Genomic DNA, 21,415 nt, shown 5'->3' on the forward strand with positions numbered 1-21,415 from the left:
CAACACCATGACCACTAGTACAGCAACCGGCAGTCGGTTGGGGCGCTACGGCCGCCTCCCCGCACTGGCCGGATCTTCTTTCCTCACCATCGGTTTCTTCGCCCGGCTGCCGCTGGCCATGCTGACCGTGGGCGCCCTCACCCTGGTCACGGCAGCCAGCGGATCCGTGGCCACCGGCGGGTTCGCCGCCGGAGCTGTCGGGGTGGGATCGGCCCTCGGCGCTCCCATCCTTGGCTATCTCGCCGACCGCACCGGCCAACGACCGGTGCTGCTCATCGCGGCGGTGCTCAACACGGTCGCCATCGCCCTGGTCATTGGCGCCAGCTACGTCGTTCCCGACTTCTCATCGTCTTCGACCGCAGTGATTCTAGCAGCGGCGTTCGGTATGGGGCTGACCTGCCCGCAGATCGGACCGCTCGCCCGGGTGCGCTGGATTGCACTGACCCGCGGCACCCAGCCGGGGGATCTGGACATTGCACTGTCCTATGAGAGCACAGCCGACGAACTGACCTTCGTGTTGGGCCCGGCACTGGTGGGTCTGCTGGCGAGCCTGATCACACCCTGGCTCCCGTTGGCGCTCGCAGCCATACTCACCATCGCCATGGTGAGTGCCTTCGCGGTTCACAGCACGGTCCAGACAGTGGTGCCGCTGCGCCGCCAGCCGCACCCGGCGCCCCATGGCACGCCGCCCCGGCAGCGTCAGCCCGGTAGCCGTAAATTCTGGCTGTTGGTCCCGCTACCCGTGTTCGGCATGCTTGCCATGGGTACCTTCTTTGGGTCAACGCAGACGGCTCTCATCGCCTTCGCCGGCGAATTTGGCGCAGCAACAACGGCTGGCCTGCTCTACGCGATGATGGGGCTGAGCTCCGCCGCTGCTGCCCTGTCCGTGGCGTACTGGCCGACGCGATTCTCGGCATCCTGGCGGTGGATCATCTCGGCCGGTGGGATGACCCTGCTGGGCCTGCTTCTGTTCCTCCCGCAGGAGGTGCCCCTGATGCTGCTTGTGCTGTTCGTCCTCGGGATCCCCGTCGGCCCCACCATGGTCACCATCTTCAGTATCGGCTCGATGGTCGCGCCGAAGGAGCTGATGGGAACAGTCATGACGTTGCTGGCCAGCGGAATTGTCGCGGGGACGGCGATCGGCGCGTCAGTCGCCGGAAAGCTGGCCGAGGCCAACGGGTTCAGCACCGCCTTCGTGGTGCCGGTGACCGCTGCCGGCGTGCTCCTGGTGCTGGGGTTTGTTTCGCTGGCAGTTCCGCGACAGGATTCAGCCAGCTGACGGCGCCAGCAGTGGTTAGCGGAGCTGGTGCTCGATGGTCCGCGCGCACCCAATGAGCTGCGCGCCGAGCTCAGCGGGGGTGTGCTGGCTGCGGATGTAGACCAGCGCCACAGCCGCGGGGAGCTGTCCGGGAATCCTGACCGGCACCGCAACCGAGGACACGCCGTCGATCACCTCGTCGCGGCTGACCGCGTACCCGGTCCGCTGGGCAGTCCGGGCGTCGTCCCGGTAGTGCTGTCCCGGGGCAAAGCGTTCCCAGTCCTGCTCGGTGAGCGCTGACTGAATGGCAATTCCCGGCGCCCCGGCATTCACTGAATGGCGACTGCCGGGCCGCTGTGCCACGGTAGCCCCGGTGTGCCGTGGCTCCACCGCCACCAATGTGACGCAGTCGTGCTGGTTCAGAACCACCACGAAGGCTGTCATGCTCAGGGTGTTGGCGAGCAGGGTGAGTTCGGGGAGGGCTGCAGACTGCAAGTCACTCGACACGCCGCGGGCCAGCGCAGCGAGGCCTGGACCCGCCTGCACCCGCCCCGCGGTGTCCCGAACCACCAGCGAGTGATCCTCAAGAGTCCGCAGGATGCGGTAGGCAATGGAACGGTGAACCCCGAGGAGCGCTGCCAACTCGGCGATCGACAGCGGGGCGCTCGCCTCAGCCAGAATTTCCAGTGCACGGATCCCCCGGGACAGGGTCTGCGAGTGAGCCGAGGGCGTAGCCGGGATGCGGCTGTGCGCAGACTCCATAATCATTCCCCTTGCTGTCTGGTGGGCACCTGCGTCACACGTCGTCCGCAGGATTCGTTCAACTATAGAACAAACGGGACGATGGGTGCTGACCACGGGCATGTTCAGTTCATGGGGTGTACGATCGGCGTCACAATTACCGAACGTTCTGTCAGTAAATAGCCGTCCCATTTTTGGAGTACACAATGACGTCTTCTTCAACCAGTGTTGGCAAGCCCAGCCAGCGCGTCACCCGCGAGGAACGCAAGGTGCTGGCAGGCACCCTGGTCGGCACCACCATCGAGTGGTACGACTTCTTCATTTTCGCTCAGCTCACCGCAACAGTCCTGGCCGGGCTCTTCCTGACCCCCCTCTCAGACTCAAACCCCGGCCTGGCGCAGATCCTGTCCTTCGCCCTGATCGGCATCAGCTTCCTGTTCCGCCCGTTGGGAGCCATTGTCGCCGGCCACCTCGGCGACCGGATCGGACGCAAGGCCGTCCTGGTGATGACCCTCGTCCTGATGGGCGGCGCAACGGCGTTGATCGGTCTCCTACCCACCTATGCACAAATCGGCATCTGGGCGCCGGTCCTGCTGATCCTGTTCCGCATCATCCAGGGCTTCTCCGCCGGCGGCGAATGGGGCGGTGCCGCGTTGATGGCTGTCGAACATGCGCCAGTGCACAAGCGCGGCCTCTTCGGAGCTTTCCCCCAGATTGGCGTGCCTGTAGGCATGATTCTGGCGACCAGCCTGCTCCTGCTGCTGCGGACCGTCCTCACCGAAGACGAATTCCTGGCCTGGGGCTGGAGAATCCCGTTCCTGCTCTCGGTGGTACTGATCGTGGTGGGATACCTGATCCGTCGGTCGGTCGCAGAGAGCCCCGTCTTCAAGGAAATGGCGCAACGTAAGGCCGAGAGCAAGGCGCCCCTCCGCGAACTGTTCAGGAACCACACCAAAGAGGTCTTCCTGTCGGCGGCCATCTTCATCGGCAACAATGCGGCCGGGTATCTCCTGATCGCGTTCTTCATCTCCTATGCCACCGGGCGCCTCGAACTGCCCATCCAGCAGGTCCTCCTCGCGACGGTCCTCGCTTCCTTCGGCTGGCTGATCTTCACAATGGTCGGGGGCTGGCTGTCGGACAAGATTGGCCGGGTCCGCACCTTCCAGCTCGGCTATGCGCTGGTGTTCCTCTGGATGCTGCCGATGTTCATCATGATCGACAGCGGCGACATCGTCCTCTACGGGATCGCCCTGTTCATCCTGACCATCGGGCTGGGCCTGTCCTACGGGCCGATGTCCGCCATGTACGCCGAGATGTTCCCGGCGCAGGTCCGGTACTCGGGCATCAGCATCGGGTACGCCCTCGGCGCGATCCTCGGCGGCGCGTTCGCTGCAACAGTGGCGCAGGCGCTCCTTGAGGCGTATGAGTGGTCCGGTTCAGTGGCGATCTACATCATGGTGCTGTGCGTGATTTCCTTCATCGGCGTCAGCCTGGTCAAGGAAACCAAGGGCGCGCCGCTCGGCGTGTCACACCACTAACACTCGCGCTGACCACACCGGGGCCGACAGCGGCGGAAAGTTCCACGCTGCTGTCGGCCTCCGTCGTCGGGCGGCGGTGTTAACCTTGGTCCATGCCAGAGATGCCGGAGGTGCAGGGACTCGTCGATTTCCTCAGTCGGAAGCTCCTCCCGGCTGAGGGCCCGCCCGCCGTCGTCGCCGGTCTTGAAGTGGCGTCTTTTTCCGTGCTGAAGACCGCTCAGTTTCCCGTGCAGGCACTCGCCGGGCTGGCGGTGGAATCGGTAAACCGACGCGGCAAGTTCCTGATGCTGGAGATCGGCGGCCTGTTTCTGGTGATGCATCTGGCCCGTGCTGGCTGGCTCAGGTGGTCGGATAGCCTCAGCACCGCGGCGTTGAAACCGGGGAAAGGGCCGATTGCCCTGCGCGTGAGGTTCGCCGATCAGGGGTCAGGTGGTGAGCCAGGCTTTGACCTGACGGAGGCGGGCACCAGAAAGTCGCTCGCAGCCTATCTGGTGGAGCACCCCGAGGAAGTTCCGGGGATTGCCCGGCTGGGACCGGATGCGCTCGAGCTGGATCGCGACTCGTTCACCGAGTTGCTGCATTCGCATGGTGGGCAGCTCAAGGGGCTGCTGCGGGACCAGTCAAAGTTGGCGGGGATCGGGAACGCTTATAGCGACGAAATCCTCCATGCAGCGCGGCTGTCACCATTCGCGCTCGCCAACAAACTCGACGACGACGCCATCGGCACCCTGCATGCCACAATGCGCCAACTGCTGAGGACCGCGATTGACGCGGCTGCGGGGCGGCCCGCCAAGGAACTCAAGGACACCAAGCGGGAGGCCCTGCGGGTGCACGCCCGTACCGGTCAGGCGTGCCCCGTGTGCGGTGACACAGTACGTGAAGTCTCCTTCGCCGATTCCTCGCTGCAGTACTGTCCCACCTGCCAGACCGGCGGAAAGCCGCTTGCAGACCGCCGGACCTCGAAGTTTCTTAAGTAGGCATAGCTTCGCGGTGGTTAGCGCGCGGGTCGTGCGCGCCGGAAGCGCCGGTAGCTGTAGACGATGAGGGAGATAGCGATCACGCCGGACCCGATCATGGTCCCCCCGGTAACCCAGCCACCCGGCAGCCACCACCGGTCTTCCAGGGGCCACCAACCGGGAACGGGCGGCTGCAACCCCCACAGCACGCCGATGGCCATGATGATCACGGCGCCGAGGAGGCTGAACGCGATGCGGGGCCAGGTCTGGACGCCTAGGGCAGCCGCCTGCAGTGCGCGAGCCTTCACCGGATGCAGCAGGCGGTCCGCCCACGCGTACCTAAGGGACAGCACCGCCAGGCCCGCGGCCAGCATCAAGAGGCCGGGGCCGGGTAGGACCAGTGCCGCGACGCCGAGTATCACGAGGGTCCACCCGCCCACTTCAATGGCCACTCGCCGTATCCACGGGTGAACACGATCAGACTTCATCATTGGATCAGCTTCCCATATCCAGCCGGCCGGTCGTGTCGCCGCCTCCACCTCGAAGCCACGGGGTGACGTCGTTTTTGGGCCTGGTCGGCTGACTCATAGGATTGCAGGACGAGATGACCAGCAACCAGGAGGACCGCCATGACTGAGCAGCCGAACCGCGAAGATATCAACGCCGACGAGAAGTCCAAGGGCCCCGACGGTACCATCCCGGAGTCCGAAGACGGAGTAGGGGCGGGCGTCACCAGGGAACCGACCAGTTTCGAGCCCGAGGAAGACGCGGACGAGGACAAGTAGGGAAGCAGCTGGGGCGGTCCGCTCAGCCCGGCGTCGGCCTAGCCCAGGGTCGGGGCGTGAGTTGGCGGCGCAGGAATGTAGACGCTGCCGGTGGTCACCCCGCCGGTGACAATCCCACTCGTGACAATCCCGCCGGTGACAAGCTCTGAAGGGTCATGGAATCCGTCGGCGGGGAGAACCTGACCGCTGCCCAGACCGTTGACACCGTCGTCGGCGGTGAATTCCCGCAGGACGAGCGCCACCTCATGCGCGTCGGGGCGCCCCTCGGGACTGCGCGCGGTCATGCTGGTCAACAACGGCACCCACAACGGCCCCAACGATTCCGGGACTTCGGGGTCCCTCAGCAGCCGGGCAACAGCCGCCTCGACCACTGCGCCGGGGAATGCCTTTTCGCCCGTGAGGCACTCAAGTAAGACCAAACCAAGAGAGTAGATGTCCGACTTGTAGTCGACAGGAGTGCCGTGTGCCTGCTCCGGGCTGAGGTAGTTGGCGGTGCCGATGGTGGCACCGGTCGCTGTGGCTGTCGTGGCGTCGATCACCCTGGCAATGCCAAAGTCGGTCAGCTTGGAGTACAGGCGGGTGTCCTGCTCGCCCGCCCGGAACAACAGGACGTTCGCTGGTTTGACGTCCCGGTGGATGACGCCCTGGGAGTGTACGTAGGCCAGCGCGTCGGCCAGATCGGCGCCGAGTTGGGCCACCTCGAAGGGTTCCAGCCGTTCGGTCTTCAGTAGTTTCCGCAGGTCCCGGCCATCAACAAGTTCCATCACCAAAAAACTGGTGGTCAGCCCCGATCCGTCCTCGTGCAGTCCAGCGTCATGCAGGGTGACGAGCCCGGGATGATTGAGCGTGGCCAACAGCATGGTTTCGGTGTGCTGACGGCGGTAATCGTCGTCGTCGGACGTGCTGGGATTGAACACCTTAACCGCCACGTCGCGGCCCAGATTCTGATCGGTCGCGCGGTACACAGCTGCTGCGCCACCCGTGCCAAGGAGCTCAGCGGTTTGATACCGCTGAGCCAGAAGTTCGTTCACGGGGTCCTCACGGTGCGGATGATATGCCAGGGATCAGCTCATAGTGCTAAGTCCGCTGACTATGCCACGGTATCGTACTTTGGCGTGGCGGATGACGCGCCGCACGCAACCCGCAGAAAAGCGTGCGGGTTACCCGTTGATGAAGTCCAGGGCCGCTGTCTTGAAGGCCCTCGACGTCACCGCGTTGGTGTGGGTACGGCCCGGGAGCCAGAGAATCTCGGCGTGTTTGCTGAGGGCCGCCAGTTCGGGCATCGTGGATGCCCGGTCGTCCCTCTCTCCTGCCACCAGCAGCAGCGGCATCCGTGGTACCGCCTCGGCCGGGTTGAACGGTTCACCCTTGATGGCCTCCACCATGGTGAGCAACGCAAAGATGTCGTGGGAGGGCACCAGGCGGGCCATCCGCAGCAGGTCGGCAGTGGAAGCGTCATCGATCGGGGTGCCATCGGTCAGGTAGCGCTGGGCCGCCTCAAGGTCGAAGTCGGCCAGCGGGTCCTCGGATCCCGGCCCGCCCAGGACCATACGGTGCACCAGATCGTGTTGGGTGGCGCCAAACTCCCACGCGATCCTCGACCCGAGCGAATACCCGATAATGTCCACGCCGGTCGCGGCCTTCGAGTCATCGAGGGGGATCACCTGCGCGTCCTGCAACACCTGCAGGAGGTCCGCGCGGATCCGGCTCGGCGCGTAGGCGTCCCGTTCCTCGGGGGACGCGCTCTTGCCGTGCCCGGGCAGATCTACGGTGATGACCCGGCGCCCGGCGTCGGTCAGGGCCCTGACCCAGCCAGAATCGTGCCAGTTCAGCTTGGCCGACGACGCGAAGCCGTGCAGCAGCAGCACCGGGCGGGAGCTGGACTCCGGCCCTGGGCTGTGCTCCTCGACGAACAGGTGAGGGTCGATGCCCTCGACGAGGTGGTCCCGGTGTCGTCCCATGTCGATCTCCTCAGGTTGGATGGATCAGTCGTCGTCGGACACGGGGCTCAGGCGCACCCGCCGCTTGGGCGCATGCTCCTGCGGGACCGTTCCGACAATGCCGGCCGTGTTGTCGGGGACCTCAAACACGATGAGCGGTTGCCCCACTGTGACGACGTCGCCCGGCTCACCATGAACTCTAACCACAATTCCGGCCTGGGGTGACGGCAGCTCGACAGCGGACTTGGTGGTTTCCACCTCGACCAGCGGCTGGTTGCGTTCAACAGTGTCGCCGACGGCGACCAGCCATTCGAGGACTGTGGCCTCGATCAAGCCTTCGCCGAGGTCAGGGAGTGGAAAGGACAGTTCAGCCACGGCGGTGCTCCAATACTCGTTGAATGCCAAACAGGATTCTGTCGATGTTCGGCAGATACTCGTCCTCCAGATTGCCCGAGGGGTAGGGGACATCGAATCCTGTCACCCGTTCCACCGGTGCTCTCAGCACATTGAAGCACTGCTCGGTGATGAGCGCAGCAATTTCCGCTCCCAGCCCGCTGGTGCGTGGTGCTTCATGGACGACGACGGCGCGGCGCGTCTTGGTCACGGAGGCGGCCAGGGCGGCGGCATCGATGGGCTTCAGCCAGCGCAGGTCGACGACTTCGACGTCGATCCCGTCTTCGGCGGCCAGCTCGGCGACCTGCAGGCAACGCGCCACCATGGCTCCCCAAGCGATCAACGTGACATGTCGTCCGCTGCGGGCAACGTGAGCGCCATCGAGGGTGCCGCCGTCGGCAGTGTTGACGTCGCCCTTCTGCCAGTATCGGGCCTTCGGTTCCATGAAGATCACCGGGTCGGGGCGCCGCGCGGCGTGTTTGAGCAGGTGATACGCCTGATGCGGGGTGGACGGTGAGACCACTTTCAGGCCCGGCACGTGCGCGAAGAGGCTCTCAAGGCTTTCGCCGTGGTGCTCGGGCGCGCGGATCCCGCCGAAGCTGGGCACCCGCAGGGTGATGGGCATCGGGAGCGCGCCGCGGCTGCGGTAGTTCATCCGGCCGATCTGACAGACAATCTGGTTGACGGCCGGGTAGGCGAAACCGTCGAACTGCACCTCGGGGATGGGGTGGAAACCGGCCATCGCGAGGCCCACCGACATGCCCAGAATGCCCGACTCGGCCAGCGGGGTGTCAAAGACCCGGTCGGTGCCGAAGCGTTCCTGCAGCCCGTCGGTAACCCTGAAGACGCCGCCCAGACGGCCGACATCTTCGCCGAAGATCAGGGTCTTTGAATTTTCAGCTAGCGATTCAGCCAGGGCCCGGTTCAGGGCCTGCTGCATGGAGAGGTGTTCCAGGTGGGATCCGGGTTGGCCCGTTGCTTCAGCTGCGGCCTCAGCTGTTGCCGTCTGCTCAGACATGCTCTGATTCCTCTCTCCAAGCCTTCTCCTGCTGGTGCAGGGTGGGGGTGTTTTCCTGAAACACGTAGGTGAACATGTCGGAACCCGGCCGCGGGCCGAGAGACTCAACGCCCTCGCGCACGCGTTCGCTTTCTGCTTCCGCGTCGGCCAGAACCCTGTCGAAGTAGTCGGCGCCCGTGCCGTAGGCGGTGCGCAGCAGCTCTGCGCAGCGCTGGACCGGATTGAGGCTGCGGGCTGCCTGTTCGTCGGCGAGGGAGCGGTAGCGGCCGGGGTCGTCGCTGGTGGAGTGCGGGCCGAGGCGATACGTGATGGCTTCGATCAGCATGGGCCCGTTCCCGGCCCGGCAGTGCCCGATGGCCTGGCGGGTCGCGGCCAGGACGGCGACGACGTCGTTCCCGTCAACGGTGAGCGACGGCATCCCGTATCCGGCAGCACGGGCCGCCACCGCGCCGCCGGCAACCTGCGCCGAGGTGGGAACGGAGATGGCCCAGCCGTTGTTCTGCACGAAGAACACCACCGGAGCCTTCATGACTGCGGCAAAGTTCATCGCCTCGTGGACGTCGCCCTGGGAGCTGGCGCCGTCGCCGAAGTAGGCGAGAGCCACCCCGCTGCCGGTCCCGGGTTCGCGCTCCTGTTGGGCGAGGGTCTGGCCGTGGGCCCAGCCGACGGCGTGGAGGACCGAGCCGGCCACCACAGCCTGGATGGGGGCAAGGCGGGTGGTGGCGGGATCGTAGAGGCCGCCGTGCCAGGTGGCCTTATGGGTGGCCATGTACTGCACCATGTCGACGTTCATGGCCCGGGCGACACCCATTTCCCGGTAGGTGGGGAAGACGAAGTCCCTGGTGGTATCCACTGCGTAACCGCTGCCCACCTGGGCGGCTTCCTGGCCCAGCAGGGGAGCGTACCCGGGGATGATGCCCTGCCGCTGCCAGCGGACTGCGGCGATATCCAACTGACGCACTGCCACCAGGAGCCGGTGCAGGGTCTTCAGTTCCTCCTCGGGAGGGATGGGCGTCGGGTTCATTGCCGTCCTTTTATGATCGAAATCACTGTGCTGGAGCGACGCTACGGCCAAATTAGGGGTTCTGCAATCTGTTCTGCTTTGGCTGCGCACTATGTACCGAAATGCCGAGTCTTATGGTCGATCACTGGACAGAGTGTTCGGTAAGCTGGGGAAAGGACGACACAAAAAAAGCGACAGGAGCACGTGCGCCGTCGAACCCACCCCTGCCGCGTGGTCAATAGACCAACGATTGTGACAGTAGTCACTATTGCGCCAAGACACAACCGCGGTGCGCCTGTCCCCGACCCGAAAGGTCACACATGGCTATCGATCCCCTCGACTCCCGGATTGCGGAACTCTTCACGGATGATCCCCGGATGAGTGTGCTTGAGGCGTCACGGCGGCTAGCGGTAGCCCGCGCGACAGTCCAGGCGCGGCTGGATCGGATGCAACGCGATGGCGTGATTGCCGGCTGGGGTCCGCGGATCGAGCCGCGCAGCCTGGGCTACCCGGTAGTCGCCTACTGCTCGCTAACCATCAACCAGGACTCGGGGCACGACGCCGTCGCCGTCGCGCTGGCCGAGATTCCGGAGATCCAGGAGGTGCACACCGTCTCGGGGGAGAGCGACCTGATCGCCAAGGTTGCGGCCCGGTCCAACCCGGACCTGCAACGGGTCATCGACGCGATCATCGCTACCCGGACGGTGGTGCGCTCGTCGACCGTGATTGTGCTCAACACCCACTTCGAGGGGCGGACCCTCCCCCTGATGCGCGCCGCCGCCGAGCACCCCACCAGATAAGAGGGTGAAGTTGGAGAAGTGGCGCACTCCGACTAGAATTACTTAGAGTCACAATGACATTAAGTGTGGGATCGAGGGATCTGATGTACACAGACGCGGCAAACGTCTCCGAACGGCAGCTGCAGCCACCCACCCTGGCTATCTCTACGGTGATCTTCGCCCTGCGGCCCAGCGCGAGGTCGGGCCGTCCCACCCTGTGGCTGCCGTTGGTCCGCCGGATCAGGCAGCCGCATCTCGGCAAGTGGGCGCTGCCGGGTGGCCCCCTTGCCCAGGTCGAATCACTACAGGATGCAGCGTCACGTAACCTCCGGGAGACCACAGGGCTGGTCCCCAACTACCTGGAGCAGCTCTATGCCTTCGGGGGGCTCGACCGGGCGGCCACCCAGCGTCTGGTCTCCATCGTCTATTGGGCACTGGTTCAACCTGATGAAGCTGCCCTGACCCAGGAGTCCGAAAATGTCAGCTGGGTCCGGGCTGACAAGCTGGCGGACCTCGCCTTCGACCACAACGCCATTGTTGACTACGCCCTCTGGCGGCTCCGCAGCAAAATGGAGTACGGCTCGATCGCCTACCACTTCCTCGGCGACACCTTCACCCTCGCGCAGGTCAGGGAGGTCTACGAGGCGGTGCTTGACCGCCACCTGGATCCCGCGAATTTCCGCCGCCAGCTTCGAGCGACCCCAGACATCACCCCCACCGATGAGTACCTCCAGGGCGTCCGCCACCGGCCGCCCCGGCTGTACCGCTACACGGGGACGGCGGGCACCCCTGGCGCCCGGACCATCCCCATGCCGGCCAGCACGTCCACTGACGAGACCCTCAGGAGCCACCCATGACCAGTGTCACCACCGCGATCCAGCTCGTGACCCGCGAGCAAGCCCAGACCCAGCGTGTCACCACGTGCTCGCCGGCCCTCGCCAAGGACCCGTGGACAGTCGACCGGGAGATACTGCCTGCCTACGGTCCCGGCGCCTCCATGGGCGACGTTGCGCCACCGTCCACCCCACGGCAGGGGGAGCTACCCGGGGAATACCGGGTCGCCACCGACGAGGAGCTCGACACGAGGATTCTCGCGGCCAAGGCAACACTCGGCGGGCGCGCGGTCATCCTGGGCCACTTCTACCAGCGCGATGAGGTGGTCAAGTACGCAGACTTCGTGGGCGATTCCTACCAGCTGGCGCGCGCCGCCACCGAAAAGACGCAAGCCGAAGCCATCATCTTCTGCGGCGTCCATTTCATGGCCGAAACCGCCGACATGCTCTCCCGCCCGGACCAAGCGGTGATCCTACCTAACCTCGCCGCTGGCTGCTCGATGGCCGACATGGCCGACATCGATTCCGTCACCGACTGCTGGGAGGACCTCGCCGAGCTGTTCGGGACAGAGCCCGACGACGACGGCCGCGTACCGGTCATACCCGTCACCTACATGAACTCCTCGGCAGCGCTCAAGGGATTCTGCGGCCGCAATGGAGGGATTGTGTGTACCTCCTCGAACGCCGCGGCCGTGCTCGAATGGGCTTTCCAGCGGGGTCAGCGGGTGCTGTTCTTCCCCGACCAGCACCTGGGACGGAACACCGCCAAAGCGATGGGGGTGCCAGTGGGGCAGATGCCCCTGTGGAACCCGCGCAAACCGCTCGGCGGCAACGACGAGGCAGCACTGCAGGATGCCCGGGTCATCCTCTGGCACGGCTTCTGCTCGGTCCACAAACGCTTCTCAGTGAGCCAGATTGACCAGGCGAGAGCCGACTACCCCGGGGTCCGCGTGATCGTCCACCCGGAATGCCCCATGGAGGTGGTCGACGCAGCCGACGCCGCGGGCTCCACCGACTACATCCGGCGGGCCATCGAGTCGGCCGAACCTGGGACCACCTTCGCCGTCGGCACCGAAATCAACATGGTCAACCGGCTGGCCGGCCAGCACCCGGAGCACACCATCTTCTGCCTCGATCCGGTGATCTGCCCTTGTTCCACCATGTACCGCATCCACCCGGGCTACCTGGCCTGGGTGCTTGAGGGGCTGGTCGCAGGCACAGTGCTTAACCGGATCACCGTCGACGAGTCAGTCGCCGAACCGTCCCGGGTTGCGTTGGAACGCATGCTCGTCGTCCAGCCATGAGCACTGCCTCGCCCCGCCACGTTGTGGTGGTGGGCAGCGGTATCGCCGGACTCTACTCGGCGCTCCGCCTGCGGCACGCTATCCCCGGAGCCGCAGTCACCCTGATCACGAAGGCACAGGTTGAGGACAGTAACACCTGGTACGCCCAGGGCGGAATTGCTGGCGTGCTGCACAGCAGCGGCGGATCTGGGGACACGGCTCACCGGTGCGGCGCAGACCGGGGCGACAGCGTGGCGGGTCACGTTGCCGACACCCTCGCCGCTGGCGGCGGGTCCTGCGCGCCGGAAGCGGTGCAGGTCCTGTGCGCCGAGGCAGCCCGGCACATCGACGTGCTCCTGGGCCTGGGGACCCCGTTCGACCGCACAGCCGTCGGAGAACTGGCCCTGGGCAGGGAAGCAGCGCACTCGGCGTCGCGCATCCTGCACGCGGGCGGAGACGCCACAGGTCCAGCGGTCGCCCAGGCCCTGATTGCTGCGGTCCGGCAGGATCCGGGCATCTCCGTGCTGGAGAACTCGTTCCTGGCGGACCTGCTCACCGGCGGAGCTAACACAGCGGCACCGGCGGTAACCGGTGTCCAGATCCTGCGCGAGGGGGCCCTGACCACGGTCGACGCCGACGCCGTCATCCTCGCCACCGGGGGCGCGGGCCAGCTCTTCACCCACAACACGAATCCGGCGGTCGCCACCGGGGACGGGGTGGCGGCCGCGTGGCGGGCGGGCGCCGTCGTGAAGGATCTTGAATTTTTTCAGTTCCATCCCACGGCCCTTGACGTCCCCGGTAATGTGCTGATCTCGGAGGCGGTGCGTGGAGAGGGAGCGGTCCTGCTTGACGGGTCGGGGCAACGGTTCATGGCCGCTTACCACCCGGCCGCCGAGCTGGCCCCGCGGGACGTCATCTCCCGCAGCATCGCCCTCCACCTCAGGGACCGCGGCGAGGAACGGGTGTACCTCGATGCGACCGGTCTGGGCGGGCCGGACTTTCTCGCCACCCGCTTCCCGTCCCTGCACAGGCTGACGGCCGCCCACGGCTTCGACTGGTCGGTTGATCCACTGCCTGTCGTCCCGGCAGCCCACTACTGGATGGGCGGCATCCAGACAGACCTCTGGGGGCGGACCTCCCTTAAGGGTCTCTACGCCGTCGGCGAGACCGCCTGTACCGGGGTCCACGGGGCCAACCGGCTGGCCTCCAACTCCCTGCTGGAGGGGCTCGTCTTTGCCAGCCGTGCAGTCGACGCGCTCGCCGCAAGGACGGACGACGACGGCAGCGGCTGGCCCGGATTCCCCGCCACACCGCTCCAGTTCCCCGACACTGCAGCGAACGAGGTCTGCGACCGTCGTACCCTGCAGCGTCTGCTGACCGACCATGCGGCCGTGACGCGCAGCGGAGCCGGCCTGCGGGTAGCAGCCAAACAGCTCGACCAGTTCTCCGGTGCCAGCGGAACGGTCGAGCAGCGTGAAACGGGAAACCTGCTCATCGCCGCGCGGCTGCTCGTGCACGCGGCGGCGGCCCGCGAGGAATCGCGCGGCGCCCACTACCGCACCGATTTCCCGGGACGGCAGGCACACGGCGGCGACCCCCACCTCACCTCCTACCGAAGGGCGCAGCCATGAATCAGCTGACCACTCAGCCGGCACCGGCCGACGTCGATCGGATCGTTGCCGCGGCCCTCGCCGAAGACGCGCCGTGGGGGGACATCACGTCCGAGACGCTGATTCCCGCTGCCGCCACCGCGCAGGCATCGATCGTGGCTCGGCAGGCGGGAGTGTTCTGTGGCCAGCAGGTCATTGAGGCGGCGCTGCGGCTGACCGATCAGCGCACCACTGTGCGGTTCCTGGTGAACGACGGCGAGGCGTTCGCCGCCGGCGCCGTCCTGGCCGTCCTCACGGGCCCCGCCCGCGCGGTCCTCACCGCCGAGCGGGTGGCGCTGAACCTGGCGCAGCGACTCAGCGGGATCGCCACCCTGACCGCACAGTTCGTGCAGGCGGTGGCGGGCACCGGCGCGCGGATCGTCGACACCCGCAAGACCACGCCGGGGCTTCGGGTCCTGGAACGCTACGCGGTCCGCTGCGGGGGAGGATTCAATCACCGTTTCGGTCTCTCGGACGCCCTCATGGCCAAGGACAACCATCTTGCCCTGCTGACCCGCGGTGGTAGCACAGGCCTCACTGAGGCCCTCACCGCTGCGAAGGCACGTCTTCCGCACACCGTGCACTTCGAGGTTGAGGTGGACCGGATCGACCAGATCGAGCCGGTACTGGCCGCCGGGGTGGACACGATCATGCTTGACAACTTCAGTGTGGACCAGCTGACCGAGGGGGTCAGGCTGGTAGCCGGGCGCGCCCTGGTGGAAGCCAGCGGCAATGTGCGGCTGGACACCGTTGCGGCAATTGCCCGCACCGGGGTGGACATCATTTCCTCCGGCGCCCTGACCCACAGCGTCCATTCACTGGATCTGGGGCTCGACCTGGATCTTGGCCCGGCCCCGGACCAGGCCCCGGCCCCGGCGAGCGGCGCCCCCTGATGATCTATCTTGATGCAGCAGCGACTGCCCCGGTGCGGCAGGAGGTGCTGACCGCGATGTGGCCGCTGATGAGTTCGGACTTCGGGAACCCCTCCAGCCACCACGGGCTCGGGGAAGTGGCCGCAACAGCGCTCAGCGCCGCCCGCCAGGGCGCCGCAACGGTGCTCGGCTGCCGCGCCTCCGAACTGACCTTCACCTCGGGTGGCACTGAAGCCAACAACCTTGCGCTGAAGGGCATGGCCCTCGCCACTCCCCGCGACCGGCACCTGGTCACCAGCGCCATCGAGCACCCGGCGGTCCTTGAAACACTCGACTACCTGCGCCGGTTTCACGGGTTCCGGATCACCGTCGTCCCGGTATCGTCCACTGGCCTCGTCGACCCGGATGACCTGACCGCGGCGCTCACCCCTGGCACCACCCTGTGCTCGATCATGTACGCGAACAACGAGGTGGGAACTGTCCAGCCCGTGCGGGTCCTTGCGGACCGCTGCGCGGAGGTGTCAGTCCCCTTCCACACCGACGCCGTCCAGGCGGGCGGCTGGCTCCCGCTCACCGTCAGCGAGCTGGGAGTCGACGCGCTGACGCTGTCCGGGCACAAGTTGGGCGCGCCCAAGGGAACCGGTCTGCTCTATGTCAGGGGCCGCACCCCGGTGGAACCGCTGATCCACGGTGGCGGCCAGGAACGGGGGAGGCGTTCGGGGACGGAAAACGTTGCCGGAGCCGTGGGTCTCGCCACCGCCCTGGCGTTGGCGCAGGGGGAGCGGGAGGCCGCGGTCCCTGCCGCAACGGCGCAGCGGGACTTTCTCATCGGTCGGGTGCTGGACACCGTCCCCGGGGCGATCCTTACCGGCGACCCAGGGCAGCGGCTACCGCATCTTGCATCCTTCTGCTTTCCCGGTACCAGCGGCGAATCGGTGTTGCTGGAACTGGAACGGCGTGGCGTCGTCTGCTCCAGCGGGTCGGCCTGCGCCGCGGGCAGCGACGAGCCATCCGCGGTCCTTCTGGCGCTAGGGATAGAGCGGGAAACCGCGCAGACCGCGATCCGGTTCTCGTGGACCGCCGCCACCACTGAACGCGACATTGCCCTCGCCTCCAGGGCCGTCACCGCGGCCGTCGCATCGGTGCGGGGTCTGGGTCGGACGGCCTAGTCCGTATCGAAGACGGTGGGCGGCGCGGCTGTCTCCCGCGCCAGGAAGTGTGCCACAGCCTCGGGATCCTCGACATGGGCGAAATGCCCGGTTCTTGGTAGCACGCCGGCCCGTGCCTGTGGCAGCAACTGGGTCAGTTCCGCAACCTCCGCAGCCGAAGTGAAGACATCATGCCCGCCCCGCAGGATCAGTTGAGTGCCCCCGGCCTGCCGCCAGGGAGAAAAGTCATAGTCCCTGAGTTCCTTCGCTGCAACAGCGAAGGCGGCGGGACGGGCATCGACGGCGAGTGCATCGACGACCGGTCCGGTCAGGGCCGTCGGGCTGACGACGAAGGGCCTCAAGACCAGTTTCAGCAGGCCGGTCCGGTGCGCGACCGCGACCAGGCGGGGTCCCAGCGATCCGGTGAGGTCGAGGAACCGCATGATGGTCCTCATGCCGAGGAGCGGACCCATCGTCGGGAGGTTCCGCCACGGGTGGCGAAACGCACGCGAAGCTATCACCGTGGTGGGGGAGAGGACAACCACTGCCAGGGTGCGGTCCGGTTCGGCTGTAGCGATTTCGAGGGCTGGAACGGCGCCCATCGAATGCCCGAAGAGACGCCATCGACTGTAGCCCGCCTGGGTGAGCACCTCGACGATGGCCGCAGCCTGAGAGCGAATCGTAAAAGCGCCGACGCCGGGAGAGCCACCCCACCCTGGAAGGTCGATCACTACCGTATCCACCTCGGTGGGGAAGCTTGGTGCGGCCTGCAACTGACTGAAGGTGCGCCAGGATCCCGCCGCGCCATGCAGCAGCACCCACGGCGGCGCATCAACCCCGGCGGTCCGCGAAATCCTCACCTGAACCGATCCCAGCGCGGTGTGAAAGCGCTCGGTGGTGACGGTCGTGTAGGGCGAAACGGTGGGCATACCAGTAATTCTGCGCGGTGACCGGTGTGGATGCCTCCCTGTGAGCGGTTTCACTGATTAGACTCACAGCAGGGCAAGGCAACCACGATGACAGGACACAGATGAGCCGATCAACGCGAACCGCGCGGATCACTGCCAGGTGTGCGCTGGCGGTCACCGTCACGGTGGCGCTGGCCGGCTGCACCGGTCTGGAAATCGGTGACCGCCCGGCGCAAACCGGGACGGCGGCGGCGTCGTCGTCGGACAGCAGCCCTGCGGCACCCCAGGCGACCACCGAATCGGCGCCAAATCCGACGGTCGCAGTGCGCCCGGTCCCCGACGACGAGTGGGTGATCTTCACCGACCCGGACTCCCTCGCAAGCTTTGAGGTTCCGCCGGATTGGGTTGTCGAGCCGATCGAAGCCCCCGGGGACGGGTTCGCACCCGATTCCATCCACCTCGCCGTCGAGAATCCCGACGGCGATCTGATGGCGGAGCTCCACACCGGCATCAGTGCGGCGCCGGGGGATTGTTCGCCCGACGACGCCAGCCCTTACACGGTCATCCTCAGCCAACCGGTGGAGCTGCCGTCCACAGCAGCATCCGATCAGTCAATTGACCCCCGGCTAGTGGTCCGCCTGATCGAGGGCTTCAGGTTCTTCAGCTCCTACGGCATCACCGACGTGGTGGGTGGCGCCAACGGTGCCGCGTGCACGCTCACCAACACGGTGCAGGGCCCGGAGCACATCGGGCTGTACTCGTTTGGGGACGCGATCTCGCTGACCGCGTTGACTCCCGAGCAGGTCGGTTCCCGGACCGAGTCCTTCGAAACCATTGCCGACGCCGACAAATTCTTCGACTCGGCGCAATTCACCAGCATCCGCCGGATGATCGCGTCGCTGCAGCTCGCCGAGTAACGCTCACACCGCCGGCAGGTCGGGGAAGGTGACGCCGGTCATCGCGGCGCTGACGTCCCACAGCCTTCCGGCAATCACGGGGTCAAGCACCCGCGGCACCGGCGCCACCAGGACTGCGCTGCCTCTGGTCTCGCCCGGCCCGTCGGGGCCAAAGTAGTCGCCGCCGTGGGCCTGGGGAGACGTCGCCGCCGCCAGAATGGGCAGGGACCCGGCGATATCGGACTGCCCCAGGAGCCTGATGACGCCGCCGAGGACGTTCAACACGCCCGTGGTGCCCATGCCTGCTGTGAGATTGGTATTGGACAGGCCGGGATGGGCGGCCACCGCCATCAACGGCTCGCCCGACGCCTTCACCCGCCGGTCGAGCTCCATCGTGAAGAACAGGTTGGCAATCTTGCTCTGGTTGTAGGCGGTCCACCGGCGGTATTTGGTGGTGGAATTGAGGTCCTCGAAGTTTATGGCGCCCCGCTTGTGCGCCAGGCTGGAGACCGACACGACCCGCGGTTCTGCCGCTTCGCGGAGCCGGGCCAGCAGGAGACCCGTCAGCGCGTAGTGACCGAGGTGGTTGATGCCCAGTTGCTGCTCGAAGCCGTCCTCGGTGAGGATGCGTGGCGTGGCCATTACACCGGCATTGTTGATCAGAAGATCAAGCGGAGCGGTCCAGTCGGCGGCGAAGCGCCGCACCGAGGCCAGCGATGACAGGTCGAGGATCCGCAGCTCTGCCGTGGCGCCGTTGACCTGGGAACGAAGTGTCTCCAGGGCTGTCGCCCCCCGCGCCTCGTTCCGGCAGGCCAGGGTCACCGAGGCTCCTCGCCGGGCCAGGGCTATTGCCGTTTGCAGCCCGAGACCGCTGTTGGCTCCCGTGATCACTGCTGTGCGACCCTCAAGGTCGTGGACCTGGTGCTGGTGAGTGGAATTCACGAGGGAGCCTTCCTTGTTCTAACGTGGTGGTAGCTTCAGCATAGAGTCCCAACCCCGGGCTCGTCGCGCACTGCCACCCCACGTCGATCAGGAGTACATCCATGCAGCGATCGGTCACTGCCCGCATCACCGCGCGGACCAGCTCCGCCTCATCACTCGTCTTCGCCCTGGCGGCCGTGCGGAACTCCGGGTACAGCAGTTTCGACGAGAACCTTGTGGTGCTGGTGAATGACCAGCCGGTGGTCCCGGGGGAGCTGGCAGATATCCATGGGGGACGGCTTCACACCCTCCAGGTGGACGGCGAGGCGAGCATCGCACTTGAGTACAGCGCGACCGTCACTGGGACGGCCACCGCCGAGGAGGCTTCCGAAGCGGATCTTATTCGCTATGTCCGCCCCAGCCGCTACTGCGAATCGGACCGGCTCCTGCCGACGTCGTACGCCGAATTTGGCTCGTTGGCCGGATCTGGGCTGCTCAACGCGGTACGCGACTGGGTGGGTCAGGAGCTTGCGTATGTCGCCGGGTCCTCACGGCCGACCGACGGTGCCGTCGAAACCCTACTGGGCCGCCGCGGCGTGTGCCGGGACTACGCCCACCTGGTCATCTCGCTGTTGCGGGCGAAGGACGTCCCGGCACGGCTTGCCGCCGTGTATGCGCCGGGCCTGAGCCCGATGGATTTCCACGCTGTTGCCGAGGCGTGGGTGGACGGTGCCTGGCACGTAGTCGACGCCACCGGGATGGCACCGAGACAGGCGCTGCTGCGGATTGCCACGGGCCGGGATGCCGCGGACACGGCTTTTCTATCGACGGTGGGCGGCAGCCTACGGCTGGAGAAGCTTGAGGTCACGGCGGTGGTTGATTCCCTGCCCGTCGATCAGCCGGGTGCGCTGGTCCAGCTTCAGTAGTCGACGCGCGCGGAGTCGTCGACCCCCTCGCGGATTCGATGGGTAAGATCAAGCAGCTGTTCTAGCTCCCCGGTCTTGAGGATCGGACCCAGCAGGGTGTGGATCACCCGAACGTGCGCCGCGCCAATCTCGCGTTGCAGCTGGTGGCCCTGATCGGTCAGCGCCACCATCACGCCGCGCTGATCCTCCGGCGCCTGTTTCCGTTTGACCAACCCCTTGGACTCGAGACGTTCCACCATCCGACTGAGACTTGGCTGGGATATCAGCAGGCTCCGGTTGAGCTCGTTGAGCCGGGTCCAGCCAGTGGGACAGCGGGTGAGATTGAAAAGGACGTCGTACTCGCCGATCGCCAGCTTTTTGAAGGAGGGATCGGTGCGCAGGCGGCGCATCACTGCGACCTGGGCCCGGAACAGGGACTCCCAGGCCTCGGCCGTGAGACGGATCGCTGGCTCGGTGGTGTCAGACACGATGGGCCTCGGTCGGCGCGGTGAGCCGGTTCTGGAAGGTGGGTGGCGCCGGGATATGGGCGGGAGTGCGCTCGGTAAACTCTTTTCGAAGTACCGGAAGGACGTCTGATCCCAGCAGGTCCAGTTGCTCAAGCACTGCCTTCAGCGGCAATCCGGCGTGATCCACCAGGAACAGTTGGCGTTGGTAGTCGCCGAAGAACTCCCGGAACGTGAGGGTCTTCTCGATCATTTCCTGCGGGCTTCCGACGGTCAGCGGTGTCTGGGCGGTGAAGTCTTCGAGCGACGGTCCGTGGCCATAGACCGGTGCGTTGTCGAAGTAGGGGCGGAACTTCCTCACCGCGTCCTGAGAGTTGCGGCTGATGAAAAACTGCCCGCCCAGGCCCACGATTGCCTGTTCGGCGGTGCCGTGACCGTAGTGGGCATACCGTTCGCGATACAGCGAAATGAGCTGCTGATAGTGCTCCTTTGGCCAGAAGATGTTGTTGGCGAAAAAGCCGTCCCCGTAGTAGGCGGCGATCTCGGCCACCTGGGGGGTGCGGATTGAGCCATGCCACACGAAAGGGGCGATGCCGTCGAGCGGGCGGGGTGTTGAGGTGAAGTTGCGCAGTGGGGTGCGGTGTTTACCTTCCCAGGTCACCACGTCTTCGTCCCAGAGGCGACGGAGCAGGTTGTAGTTCTCAATGGTGAGCTCCACGCTGTCCTGCTGGTTCCTTCCAAACCATGGATAGACCGGCGCCGTGTTGCCCCGGCCGAGGATAAGATCAACGCGGCCGTCGGAGAGGTGTTGCAGCATGGCGAAGTCTTCGGCGATTTTCACCGGGTCATTGGTGGTGATCAGCGTGGTGGAGGTCGACAGGATGATGCGCTCGGTCTGGGCGGCAATGTAGCCGAGCAGGGTGGTGGGCGAGCTTGGCACGAAGGGCGGGTTGTGGTGCTCGCCGGTAGCGAAGACGTCCAGACCCACGTCCTCGGCGTGTTTGGCGATGGTCACCATTGCCTTGATGCGCTCGTGTTCGCTCGGTGCCGTCCCTGTGGTCGGGTCGACAGTGATATCGCCTACGGTGAAAATGCCGATTTGCATAGTTCCTCCTCCGGGTAGAT

At 66.0% G+C, this 21,415-nt stretch carries 23 protein-coding genes; 12 read left to right on the forward strand and 11 right to left on the reverse strand.

Annotated elements, in window-relative coordinates; translation table 11 throughout:
• Positions 1–7 precede the first annotated feature (7 nt).
• The gene (locus ACX80O_RS12695) at positions 8–1,279 is read left to right on the forward strand and encodes an MFS transporter (protein WP_459333666.1); all 1,272 of its coding nucleotides are present in this window, start codon (positions 8–10) and stop codon (positions 1,277–1,279) included.
• A 15-nt stretch (positions 1,280–1,294) separates the two neighbouring features.
• On the opposite strand, the gene ACX80O_RS12700 is transcribed toward ACX80O_RS12695, so the two are convergent.
• Entirely contained in the window at positions 1,295–2,026 is a 732-nt protein-coding gene (locus ACX80O_RS12700) for an IclR family transcriptional regulator (protein ID WP_459333667.1), read from the reverse strand.
• Between the two features lie 179 nt (positions 2,027–2,205).
• Here ACX80O_RS12700 and ACX80O_RS12705 point away from each other — a divergent pair, with 179 nt between their 5' ends.
• Together ACX80O_RS12705 and ACX80O_RS12710 are read left to right on the forward strand one after the other, a co-directional pair.
• Complete coding sequence (locus ACX80O_RS12705) at positions 2,206–3,537, forward strand: MFS transporter (protein WP_459333668.1); 1,332 nt, start codon at positions 2,206–2,208, stop codon at positions 3,535–3,537.
• A gap of 92 nt (positions 3,538–3,629) precedes the next feature.
• The gene (locus tag ACX80O_RS12710) at positions 3,630–4,514 is read left to right on the forward strand and encodes a DNA-formamidopyrimidine glycosylase family protein (protein ID WP_459333669.1); all 885 of its coding nucleotides are present in this window, start codon (positions 3,630–3,632) and stop codon (positions 4,512–4,514) included.
• Positions 4,515–4,531: 17 nt separating this feature from the next.
• On the opposite strand, the gene ACX80O_RS12715 is transcribed toward ACX80O_RS12710, so the two are convergent.
• A complete protein-coding gene (locus tag ACX80O_RS12715; RefSeq protein WP_459306959.1) occupies positions 4,532–4,945 on the reverse strand; it encodes a PGPGW domain-containing protein in 414 nt (137 codons plus the stop codon).
• A gap of 177 nt (positions 4,946–5,122) precedes the next feature.
• Here ACX80O_RS12715 and ACX80O_RS12720 point away from each other — a divergent pair, with 177 nt between their 5' ends.
• Positions 5,123–5,278: a hypothetical protein gene (locus tag ACX80O_RS12720; RefSeq protein ID WP_459306957.1), complete on the forward strand. Its 156-nt coding sequence runs from the start codon at positions 5,123–5,125 to the stop codon at positions 5,276–5,278.
• A gap of 38 nt (positions 5,279–5,316) precedes the next feature.
• Here ACX80O_RS12720 and ACX80O_RS12725 read toward each other — a convergent pair whose 3' ends face one another.
• The 5 genes from ACX80O_RS12725 to ACX80O_RS12745 form a co-directional block, all read right to left on the reverse strand.
• A complete protein-coding gene (locus ACX80O_RS12725; RefSeq protein WP_459333670.1) occupies positions 5,317–6,309 on the reverse strand; it encodes a serine/threonine-protein kinase in 993 nt (330 codons plus the stop codon).
• 129 nt (positions 6,310–6,438) lie between these two features.
• Positions 6,439–7,239, reverse strand: coding sequence for an alpha/beta fold hydrolase (locus ACX80O_RS12730; RefSeq protein WP_459333671.1), 801 nt, complete (start codon positions 7,237–7,239; stop codon positions 6,439–6,441).
• 24 nt (positions 7,240–7,263) lie between these two features.
• On the reverse strand, positions 7,264–7,593 hold the full coding sequence (locus ACX80O_RS12735) for a biotin/lipoyl-containing protein (RefSeq protein ID WP_459306952.1): 330 nt from the start codon (positions 7,591–7,593) through the stop codon (positions 7,264–7,266).
• The gene (locus ACX80O_RS12740) at positions 7,586–8,629 is read right to left on the reverse strand and encodes an alpha-ketoacid dehydrogenase subunit beta (protein ID WP_459306950.1); all 1,044 of its coding nucleotides are present in this window, start codon (positions 8,627–8,629) and stop codon (positions 7,586–7,588) included. The genes ACX80O_RS12735 and ACX80O_RS12740 overlap by 8 nt, the downstream gene beginning before the upstream one ends.
• Positions 8,622–9,653 carry a thiamine pyrophosphate-dependent enzyme gene (locus ACX80O_RS12745; protein WP_459333672.1) on the reverse strand — a complete coding sequence of 344 codons (1,032 nt, stop codon included), beginning with the start codon at positions 9,651–9,653 and terminating at the stop codon, positions 8,622–8,624. Before ACX80O_RS12745 ends, ACX80O_RS12740 begins: the two co-directional genes overlap by 8 nt.
• Before the next feature lie 299 nt (positions 9,654–9,952).
• On the opposite strand from ACX80O_RS12745, the gene ACX80O_RS12750 reads away from it, so the two are divergent.
• The 6 genes from ACX80O_RS12750 (at position 9,953) to ACX80O_RS12775 (ending at position 16,217) form a co-directional block, all read left to right on the forward strand.
• Positions 9,953–10,432, forward strand: a complete 480-nt coding sequence (locus ACX80O_RS12750; RefSeq protein ID WP_459306946.1) for an Lrp/AsnC family transcriptional regulator — start codon at positions 9,953–9,955, stop codon at positions 10,430–10,432.
• 83 nt (positions 10,433–10,515) lie between these two features.
• Complete coding sequence (locus ACX80O_RS12755; RefSeq protein ID WP_459333673.1) at positions 10,516–11,268, forward strand: NUDIX hydrolase; 753 nt, start codon at positions 10,516–10,518, stop codon at positions 11,266–11,268.
• Positions 11,265–12,548 (forward strand): quinolinate synthase NadA, encoded by a 1,284-nt coding sequence (gene nadA / locus ACX80O_RS12760; RefSeq protein WP_459333674.1) that lies wholly within the window; start codon positions 11,265–11,267, stop codon positions 12,546–12,548. Before ACX80O_RS12755 ends, nadA begins: the two co-directional genes overlap by 4 nt.
• Complete coding sequence (gene nadB / locus ACX80O_RS12765) at positions 12,545–14,158, forward strand: L-aspartate oxidase (RefSeq protein ID WP_459333675.1); 1,614 nt, start codon at positions 12,545–12,547, stop codon at positions 14,156–14,158. Before nadA ends, nadB begins: the two co-directional genes overlap by 4 nt.
• Entirely contained in the window at positions 14,155–15,069 is a 915-nt protein-coding gene (gene nadC, locus ACX80O_RS12770; RefSeq protein WP_459306938.1) for a carboxylating nicotinate-nucleotide diphosphorylase, read from the forward strand. The genes nadB and nadC overlap by 4 nt, the downstream gene beginning before the upstream one ends.
• The gene (locus ACX80O_RS12775; protein WP_459333676.1) at positions 15,069–16,217 is read left to right on the forward strand and encodes a cysteine desulfurase family protein; all 1,149 of its coding nucleotides are present in this window, start codon (positions 15,069–15,071) and stop codon (positions 16,215–16,217) included. The genes nadC and ACX80O_RS12775 overlap by 1 nt, the downstream gene beginning before the upstream one ends.
• Here the strand turns inward: ACX80O_RS12775 and ACX80O_RS12780 are convergent.
• Positions 16,214–17,125, reverse strand: a complete 912-nt coding sequence (locus ACX80O_RS12780) for an alpha/beta fold hydrolase (RefSeq protein WP_459333677.1) — start codon at positions 17,123–17,125, stop codon at positions 16,214–16,216. The genes ACX80O_RS12775 and ACX80O_RS12780 overlap by 4 nt on opposite strands.
• 101 nt (positions 17,126–17,226) lie before the next feature.
• Here ACX80O_RS12780 and ACX80O_RS12785 point away from each other — a divergent pair, with 101 nt between their 5' ends.
• Positions 17,227–18,021 carry a hypothetical protein gene (locus ACX80O_RS12785; protein ID WP_459333678.1) on the forward strand — a complete coding sequence of 265 codons (795 nt, stop codon included), beginning with the start codon at positions 17,227–17,229 and terminating at the stop codon, positions 18,019–18,021.
• A 3-nt stretch (positions 18,022–18,024) separates the two neighbouring features.
• On the opposite strand, the gene ACX80O_RS12790 is transcribed toward ACX80O_RS12785, so the two are convergent.
• A complete protein-coding gene (locus ACX80O_RS12790) occupies positions 18,025–18,942 on the reverse strand; it encodes an oxidoreductase (protein WP_459333679.1) in 918 nt (305 codons plus the stop codon).
• A gap of 101 nt (positions 18,943–19,043) precedes the next feature.
• On the opposite strand from ACX80O_RS12790, the gene ACX80O_RS12795 reads away from it, so the two are divergent.
• Positions 19,044–19,847, forward strand: coding sequence for a transglutaminase-like domain-containing protein (locus ACX80O_RS12795; RefSeq protein ID WP_459333680.1), 804 nt, complete (start codon positions 19,044–19,046; stop codon positions 19,845–19,847).
• On the opposite strand, the gene ACX80O_RS12800 is transcribed toward ACX80O_RS12795, so the two are convergent.
• Together ACX80O_RS12800 and ACX80O_RS12805 are read right to left on the reverse strand one after the other, a co-directional pair.
• Positions 19,841–20,317, reverse strand: a complete 477-nt coding sequence (locus ACX80O_RS12800; protein ID WP_459333688.1) for a MarR family winged helix-turn-helix transcriptional regulator — start codon at positions 20,315–20,317, stop codon at positions 19,841–19,843. The two genes, ACX80O_RS12795 and ACX80O_RS12800, sit on opposite strands and share 7 nt — an antisense overlap.
• Entirely contained in the window at positions 20,307–21,395 is a 1,089-nt protein-coding gene (locus ACX80O_RS12805) for an LLM class flavin-dependent oxidoreductase (RefSeq protein ID WP_459333681.1), read from the reverse strand. Before ACX80O_RS12805 ends, ACX80O_RS12800 begins: the two co-directional genes overlap by 11 nt.
• Positions 21,396–21,415 lie beyond the last annotated feature (20 nt).

The organism is Arthrobacter glycogeni, assembly GCF_054511155.1.

Excerpts from the sequence above, each read along its gene's own strand:
- ACX80O_RS12695 (WP_459333666.1), top strand. The coding sequence starts at position 8 with ATGACCACTAGTACAGCAACCGGCAGTCGGTTGGGGCGCTACGGCCGC.
- ACX80O_RS12700 (WP_459333667.1), bottom strand. The coding sequence starts at position 2,026 with ATGATTATGGAGTCTGCGCACAGCCGCATCCCGGCTACGCCCTCGGCT.
- ACX80O_RS12705 (WP_459333668.1), top strand. The coding sequence starts at position 2,206 with ATGACGTCTTCTTCAACCAGTGTTGGCAAGCCCAGCCAGCGCGTCACC.
- ACX80O_RS12710 (WP_459333669.1), top strand. The coding sequence starts at position 3,630 with ATGCCAGAGATGCCGGAGGTGCAGGGACTCGTCGATTTCCTCAGTCGG.
- ACX80O_RS12720 (WP_459306957.1), top strand. The coding sequence starts at position 5,123 with ATGACTGAGCAGCCGAACCGCGAAGATATCAACGCCGACGAGAAGTCC.
- ACX80O_RS12730 (WP_459333671.1), bottom strand. The coding sequence starts at position 7,239 with ATGGGACGACACCGGGACCACCTCGTCGAGGGCATCGACCCTCACCTG.
- ACX80O_RS12740 (WP_459306950.1), bottom strand. The coding sequence starts at position 8,629 with ATGTCTGAGCAGACGGCAACAGCTGAGGCCGCAGCTGAAGCAACGGGC.
- ACX80O_RS12745 (WP_459333672.1), bottom strand. The coding sequence starts at position 9,653 with ATGAACCCGACGCCCATCCCTCCCGAGGAGGAACTGAAGACCCTGCAC.
- ACX80O_RS12750 (WP_459306946.1), top strand. The coding sequence starts at position 9,953 with ATGGCTATCGATCCCCTCGACTCCCGGATTGCGGAACTCTTCACGGAT.
- ACX80O_RS12755 (WP_459333673.1), top strand. The coding sequence starts at position 10,516 with ATGTACACAGACGCGGCAAACGTCTCCGAACGGCAGCTGCAGCCACCC.
- nadA (WP_459333674.1), top strand. The coding sequence starts at position 11,265 with ATGACCAGTGTCACCACCGCGATCCAGCTCGTGACCCGCGAGCAAGCC.
- nadB (WP_459333675.1), top strand. The coding sequence starts at position 12,545 with ATGAGCACTGCCTCGCCCCGCCACGTTGTGGTGGTGGGCAGCGGTATC.
- nadC (WP_459306938.1), top strand. The coding sequence starts at position 14,155 with ATGAATCAGCTGACCACTCAGCCGGCACCGGCCGACGTCGATCGGATC.
- ACX80O_RS12775 (WP_459333676.1), top strand. The coding sequence starts at position 15,069 with ATGATCTATCTTGATGCAGCAGCGACTGCCCCGGTGCGGCAGGAGGTG.
- ACX80O_RS12780 (WP_459333677.1), bottom strand. The coding sequence starts at position 17,125 with ATGCCCACCGTTTCGCCCTACACGACCGTCACCACCGAGCGCTTTCAC.
- ACX80O_RS12785 (WP_459333678.1), top strand. The coding sequence starts at position 17,227 with ATGAGCCGATCAACGCGAACCGCGCGGATCACTGCCAGGTGTGCGCTG.
- ACX80O_RS12795 (WP_459333680.1), top strand. The coding sequence starts at position 19,044 with ATGCAGCGATCGGTCACTGCCCGCATCACCGCGCGGACCAGCTCCGCC.
- ACX80O_RS12805 (WP_459333681.1), bottom strand. The coding sequence starts at position 21,395 with ATGCAAATCGGCATTTTCACCGTAGGCGATATCACTGTCGACCCGACC.